The 7255-nt window shown below is 69.6% G+C and carries 5 protein-coding genes; all 5 read left to right on the forward strand.

The genetic code is table 11. From position 1 onward, the window contains the following. Positions 1-4: 4 nt before the first annotated feature. The 5 genes from ACRDPS_RS19975 (at position 5) to scpA (ending at position 7202) form a co-directional block, all read left to right on the forward strand. On the forward strand, positions 5-1549 hold the full coding sequence (locus tag ACRDPS_RS19975) for a sulfatase-like hydrolase/transferase (protein WP_431503409.1): 1545 nt from the start codon (positions 5-7) through the stop codon (positions 1547-1549). Next, positions 1549-1902 (forward strand): DUF1707 domain-containing protein, encoded by a 354-nt coding sequence (locus tag ACRDPS_RS19980; protein WP_431503410.1) that lies wholly within the window; start codon positions 1549-1551, stop codon positions 1900-1902. The genes ACRDPS_RS19975 and ACRDPS_RS19980 overlap by 1 nt, the downstream gene beginning before the upstream one ends. A gap of 131 nt (positions 1903-2033) precedes the next feature. Then, on the forward strand, positions 2034-2966 hold the full coding sequence (locus tag ACRDPS_RS19985; protein ID WP_431503411.1) for a hypothetical protein: 933 nt from the start codon (positions 2034-2036) through the stop codon (positions 2964-2966). Positions 2967-3156: 190 nt separating this feature from the next. Then, entirely contained in the window at positions 3157-4956 is a 1800-nt protein-coding gene (locus ACRDPS_RS19990) for a methylmalonyl-CoA mutase family protein (protein WP_431503412.1), read from the forward strand. Beyond that, positions 4953-7202: a methylmalonyl-CoA mutase gene (gene scpA, locus ACRDPS_RS19995; RefSeq protein WP_431503413.1), complete on the forward strand. Its 2250-nt coding sequence runs from the start codon at positions 4953-4955 to the stop codon at positions 7200-7202. The genes ACRDPS_RS19990 and scpA overlap by 4 nt, the downstream gene beginning before the upstream one ends. Positions 7203-7255: the final 53 nt, after the last annotated feature.

Raw genomic sequence — 7255 nt, forward strand, 5'->3', positions numbered from 1 at the left:
GGTCATGGCGGTCGGCGACCTGTTCACCCGTCGCAAGCGGGCTGCCGTGGCGACGGCTGCGATGAGCGTCCTCGCCGTGACCGGCCTGGTCCACGAGCCGGCCGCCGTGGCGGCCACCCCGTCGCGTACGCCTGCCTTCGAGCGGCCCGTGGAGAAGCCGAACCTGTTGATGGTCACGGTCGACGACCTCTCCTACCTCGACATGGACTATCTCCCGCAGGTGCGGAAGCTGGTCGAGCGGACCGGCGTCTCCTTCTCCGACGCGGTCGCGCCGACGCCGATCTGCGTGCCGGCCCGCGCCTCGCTGCTGACCGGGCAGTACGCCCACAACCACGGCGCGCGCACGATCGAGGGGCCGCACGGGGGCTATGCCGCGTTCGACGACTCCTCGACGCTGGCCACCTCGCTGCAGGACGCGGGCTACTCGACCGTCCTGGCGGGGAAGTACCTCAACGGCTACGGCGAGGGGGACACGCGCGGTGACGTCCCGCCCGGCTGGGACCAGTGGCGCGCGACGGTCGACCCCTCGACGTACAACTTCCGCTCGCCGAAGTTCAACGTCAACGGCGAGGTGATCAAGTCGAAGGGCTACTCCTCGAACGTCATCACCGAGCACGCGCAGGCGGGGATCGCGGCCGAGCGGGCCTCCGGGAAGCCCTGGTTCACCTGGGTCAACTACGTGGCGCCGCACCACGGGGCGCCGAGCGGGCCCGACGACCCGAAGAAGCTCTACCCGGGCACCGATGCGGCGCTCTCGGTGACAGTGCCCGAAGGGCGGGACCGCGGTTTCTACGGCAACGTGCCGATCCCTGAGCGGCCCAACCTCTTTCCGGGCGACGTCTCGGGCTATGCGAAGGGGTCGCCCGCGCGAGGGAGGTCCAGCGACCTTAAGAAGAAGGCGCTGCGGATCGCCTACCAGCGGCGGATCGAGGCCGTACGCGGCCTGGACCGCAACATCGCCTCGCTGCTCGGATCGCTCAAGAAGAGCGGCGAGCTGAAGAAGACGCTGGTCGTCTTCACCTCCGACAACGGCTACTCGGCCGGCTACCACAACCTCAACGGCAAGCTGTGGCACTACGACGAGTCGCTGCGGATCCCGGTGCTGATGAGCGGGCCGGGCGTGCCGCGCGGTCGGACGGTCCGGACGCCGGTCACCAACCCTGACATCGGCGCCACCCTGCTGGCCGCCGCCGGTGCTCGGCCGCCGCGACCGCTCGACGGGATCGACATCATGCCGTGGCTGCGCGCACCGGAGCAGGTGCGCCCGATCCCGGTCGGCGGCTGGCGGGTCACCGACGGCAACCGCAGGCTGTGGTCCGGCATCCGGGTCGGCCCTTGGACCTACGCCCGCCTGCACACCGGCCAGGTCGAGGTCTACGACCGCTCCTCGGACCCCTATGAGCAGCGCAACCTCGCCCGTGAACCGGCCTTCGCCGACACCGTCAAGGCCCTCACGGTGCTGTCCGATCGCTATCAGGACTGTGCCGCGTCGACCTGTCCCAAGGACCTGTACGCCGCGGGCGCCGAGATCAACCTGGACGGTCTGTGATGCGTGTCGGCGACGCCGACCGTGAAGCCGCGCGCATCCGGCTCGTCGAGGCGTACGCCGCCGGGCGGCTCGACGCGCCCGAGCTGGAGTCGCGTGCCGCAGAAGTGTGGGACGCGGTCAGGTCCGCCGCCCTCGCCGAGGTGGTCGACGACCTGGGCGAGGATCCAGTCCCGCCCGGCGCGGCGGGATACCGCCTCGTACGAGATCTTCTGGTGTTCCTGATCTGCGGCGCGGTCGCCATTGTGGTCTGGCACCTCACCGGCCGCGGATTCTTCTGGCCGATCTGGGTGATCGTCTATCTGGGCCTGCCGCTCCTGCGATTTCTGAACCCCAGGAGTGGCAGTCACACCTGATGTGATTGTCGCTCCTAGGGTCTGGTGCCAGGACGTGGGATAACTGAGGGATGGGGGTCTTGGGCCAGGGCGATGACGAGGACGAGTGGGAGCGCGAGCGTGTGCGGCTGCAGTTGGAGAGTCAGCGGCGCATGCAGGATGGGATTCTCACGCATGCTCAGCTGACCGCCGCTGGGGTGACCCGTGCGGATCTGGCGAGGATGCAGCGGCGCATGGAGCTGCGGCGGGTGCAACCCCGGGTGTACGTCGATCACACCGGACCGCTCAGCTGGCACCAGCGGGCCTGGGCTGCGGTGCTCTATGCCGCTCCCGCCTACCTGTGTGGTCCGAGCGCGGAACCACCGCGGAGCGAGCAGCTTGCGCGGCCGGGGTTCATACCTGACCCGATTCATGTCGCGATCGACCAGACCCGCCGGGTCAACGCGCAGTCGGGCATCGTGATCCATCGGCTCACGAACCTCGAGACTCATGCCTACGGCGGCACGCCACCGCGGTTGAGGCTCGAGGACAACGCGCTGGCGCTGGCGCACGAGGCGCGCACGGAGATCGACGCGGTGGCGAGCCTTGCTCAGGTTGCCGGGCGCTCGTACGTCACCCCTGGCTCGCTGCGCGCGGCACTCGGGCGCTTCCCGTCACTGCGCCGCCGTGCCTGGATCGCAAAGATCATCGACGATCTGGAGTCCGGCACTCACTCGGTCCTCGAGCACGGCTATCTCGTCAAGGTCGAGCGCGCCCACGGCCTGCCGTCGGCCGACCGGCAGGTTCAGCGCACGACGCCGAGCGGCAGCCAGTTCCGGGATGTCGCGTACGAGGCGTACGGGCTCGTGGTCGAGCTCGACGGCGCGCTCGGACATGACACCTGGCGTGATCAGGCCCGCGACGCCGACCGTGCCCTGGACGACCTCGCGGCGACTGGTGCAGTCACGGCTCGTCTCCGCTGGCACCAGGTCTTCGACGGGCCCTGCCGAACCGCGCTCTCCCTCGCTCGCATCCTGAAGGCCCGCGGCTGGATGGGATACCCAGAGCCGTGCTCGGAACCCTGCCTGGTCGGAGACACACCCTAGGAGTGCCAAGCACGCCTGGTGTGCCTCGCGCTCCTAGGGTTCGCTTGACGAGGGTCGCGGACGTCGTCGGCAGGAGGGCGCACCTTCGCGGGCGAAAGACTGGAGGCGACGTACGTCTGGCGTCTCGGTTAATGGTCGCAAACCTCACACTCTGTGGCTGTCATCACCTGGGGGCCTTATCGTTGCGCGCATGAACGACGCCGTTCGCGCCGCCGTGCCTCTCAGTCAGCCGGCGGACGCCCATTCCCAGGAACAGTGGGAGGCGGCGACCGCTGCCGTCCTCCGCAAGACCGGTCGGTTGACGTCTGACGACGCCGACTCGGCAGTCTGGGACAAGCTGACCCGCACATCCCTCGACGGACTTCGGATCGCCCCCCTCGGGCTGCCGGGTGAGTCCTACGCCGACGTGCCACGCCCGACGCGTTCGGGGGCGTGGGACATCCGGTCGCTCGTCTCCGGTCTCGCCGGGGTGGACGCGAAGGCGGCCAACGAGGCCGCACTGGTCGACCTCGACGGCGGGGTCTCCTCGCTGTGGGTGGCCGCCGATGAGTCGACCGACCTCGCGGTCCTGCTCGACAAGGTGCTCCTCGACCTCGCACCGATCGTGCTCGACGCACCCATCGGAGCGGTCAAGGTCGCCCAGAACCTGCTCGCGCTGATCGCCGAGCGGGGCACCGGCCTGCACGCCGCGACCAACCTCGGAGCCGACCCGATGGGAGCGCTGCTGCGCGACCTGCCCCTGGCGCCCGACGAGGCGTTCGCCGAGCTTGTCGATCTCGCCCGACTCGCCGAGGGGATCGGGGTGCGGGCGATCGTTGTCGATGCCACGGCTGCGCATGATCTAGGCGCGTCCGACGTGCAGGAGCTCGGCTGGTCGATCGCGGTCGGCGTCGCCTACCTGCGCGCGCTGACCGAGGCCGGGTTCTCGCCCGCCGTGGCTGCCGCGCTGATCGAGTTCCGCTACTCAGCGACCGACGAGCAGTTCCCCACGATCGCCAAGCTCCGGGCCGCCCGGCAGCTTTGGGACCGGGTTCTCGAGGTCTCCGGGGTCTCGACAGGCTCGACCACCGAGGGAATGCGGATCCACGCGGTGAGCTCGCGGCCGATGCTGTCGAAGTACGACCCCTACGTGAACATGCTCCGCGGCACCGTCGCCGCCTTCGCCGCCGGTGTCGGTGGGGCGGACGCGGTCACCGTGCTGCCCTTCGACTCCGCCAACGGCGTGCCGGACGCGATCGGGCGCCGGATCGCCCGCAATGTTTCCCACCTGCTGATCGACGAGTCACATGTCGCGGCCGTCGCTGACCCCGCCGGGGGCTCGTTCGCGGTCGAGAGCCTGACCGCCGACATGGCTGCCGCCGGATGGGACGCCTTCGTCCAGATCGAGGCGGAGTGGGAGGAAGGGCGTGACTTCTCGCCCTTCCGCGACCGGATCGCCGCGGTCTCCGCCGAGCGTGAGAAGGCGATCGCGCGGCGCAAGCGGCCGATCACCGGACTCACCGAGTTCCCCAACCTCGCCGAGACGCTGCCCGAGCGGCCGGTCGACCCGCTGAGCGAGCGGGTGGTCCGCTACGGCGCCTCCTTCGAGGCGCTGCGCGACACGCCCGCGTCCGCGAAGGTCTTCCTCGCCACCCTCGGCACGGTCGCCCAGCACACCGCGCGAGCGACCTTCGCGACCAACCTGCTCGCGGCGGGCGGCATCGGCGTCGAGATCGCCGGGCCGACAACCGAGGCCGAGGACCTGGCCGGGAAGTATCGTGCACTTTCTCGGGGGCATGCCGGAGCGCCGCCGGTCGTCTGCCTGGCCGGGTCGGACAAGGCGTACGCCGAATGGGGTGACGCCGCGATCGCGGCCCTCCGGGAAGCCGGGGCCACGCACGTGATCATCGCCGGGAGACCCGACGCCGTCGACGCCGAGGTGGACGACGCCGCATCGATGGGTGTCGACGCGCTCGCCTTCCTGACCGCCACGAGGGAGAAGCTCTCATGACCATCCCCAGTTCCTTCAAGGCCGTTCCGTTCAAGGTCGGTCCGCTGAATGGCGAGAACCCGGCTGCGCCGGGGGTCTCGACAGGCTCGACCACCGGGGAGGGGGTCTCGACAGGCTCGACCACCGGGAACGGCTCGACGAACGGGGAGGGTTGGCTGAGCCCGGAGGGCATCGAGATCCAGCCGTCGTACGGGCCTGCGGACATCGACGGCCTCGACGCGCTCGACACCTTCCCGGGCCTGAGCCCGTTCCTGCGTGGGCCCTACCCGACGATGTACACGACCCAGCCGTGGACGATCCGGCAGTACGCCGGGTTCTCGACCGCGGAGGAGTCCAACGCGTTCTACCGCCGCAACCTGGCGGCCGGTCAGAAGGGGCTCTCGGTCGCCTTCGACCTGGCCACCCACCGTGGCTACGACTCCGACCACCCGCGGGTGCGCGGTGACGTCGGTATGGCGGGCGTCGCGATCGACTCGATCTACGACACGCGCACGCTCTTCGACGGCATCCCGCTCGACGAGATGTCGGTCTCGATGACGATGAACGGCGCGGTGCTGCCCGTGCTGGCGCTCTACATCGCCGCAGCCGAGGAGCAGGGGGTGAAGCCGGAGCAGCTCGCGGGGACCATCCAGAACGACATCCTCAAGGAGTTCATGGTCCGCAACACCTACATCTACCCGCCCGCTGCGTCGATGCGGATCATCGGCGACATCTTCTCCTACACCGCTGCGAAGATGCCCCGGTTCAACTCGATCTCGATCTCCGGCTATCACATGCAGGAGGCCGGTGCGACCGCTGATCTCGAGCTCGCCTACACGCTGGCCGACGGTGTCGAATACCTCCGCACCGGTCTCGCGGCCGGGCTCGACGTGGACGCCTTCGCGCCGCGGCTCAGCTTCTTCTGGGCGATCGGGATGAACTTCTTCATGGAGGTCGCCAAGATGCGCGCGGCCCGCGCGCTGTGGTCCCGCCTGGTCTCTCAGTTCGACCCGAAGAACCCGAAGTCGCTGTCCCTGCGGACCCACTCGCAGACGAGCGGCTGGTCGCTGACCGCCCAGGACGTCTACAACAACGTCGGCCGCACCGCGATCGAGGCGATGGCCGCGACCCAGGGTCACACCCAGTCCCTGCACACGAACGCTCTCGACGAGGCCATCGCGCTGCCGACCGACTTCTCGGCCCGTATCGCCCGCAACACCCAGCTGCTCCTGCAGCAGGAGAGCGGCACGACCGAGATCATCGACCCGTGGGGCGGCTCCTACTACGTCGAGAAGCTCACCCACGACCTCGCCGAGCGCGCCTGGGCCCACATCCAGGAGGCCGAGGCAGCCGGCGGGATGGCCAAGGCGATCGAGCAGGGCATCCCGAAGATGCGCATCGAGGAGGCCGCCGCCCGCACCCAGGCGCGCCTCGACTCCGGCTCCCAGAAGCTGATCGGCGTCAACACCTTCCGGCAGGCCTCCGAGGACCCGCTCGACCTGCTCAGGGTCGACAACGACCAGGTCTACAAGCAGCAGATCGCCAAGCTCGAGCGGTTGCGCGCGGAGCGCGACGACGAGGACGTACGTCGCACCCTGGAGGCCATCACGAACGCGGCCGGGTCGACGAGCAAGCCCAGCGGCACGGGCAACCTGGACGGCAACCTGCTCAAGCTGGCCGTGGACGCGGCCCGTGCCAAGGCGACCGTCGGTGAGATCTCCGAGGCGATGGAGAAGGCATGGGGACGGCACCAGGCCGTGATCCGTACGATCTCGGGTGTATACCGGGATGAGGCGACGACATCGGGTGACTCGAAGGTGACCGACGTGTTGAAGGCGACCAAGGAGTTCGAGGAGGCCGAGGGGCGCCGCCCGCGCATCCTCGTCGCGAAGATGGGCCAGGACGGTCACGACCGTGGCCAGAAGGTCGTGGTCTCGGCCTTCGCCGACCTCGGCTTCGACGTCGACGTGGGCCCGCTCTTCTCCACCCCGGAGGAGGTCGCGCAGCAGGCGGTCGACGCCGACGTACACATCGTCGGGGTCTCCTCGCTGGCCGCCGGTCACCTCACGCTGCTCCCCGCGCTCAAGGCGGCGCTGGAGGAGCAGGGTCGGCCCGACATCATGATCGTCATCGGCGGGGTCATCCCGCCGGACGACGTGGCCACGCTCGAGCAGATGGGTGCGGCCGCGGTCTTCCTGCCGGGCACCGTCATCGCCGACTCGGCCATCGACCTCCTCGGCCGCCTGCGGGAGCAGCTCGACCACTGATCGCCCCCAAGCCCCCGCCGAGTCGGCTCGTCCTGACCCGAAACCTGGTCGAG

The sequence above is a fragment of the Nocardioides sp. genome (assembly GCF_050699375.1).
Classification (GTDB): domain Bacteria; phylum Actinomycetota; class Actinomycetes; order Propionibacteriales; family Nocardioidaceae; genus Nocardioides.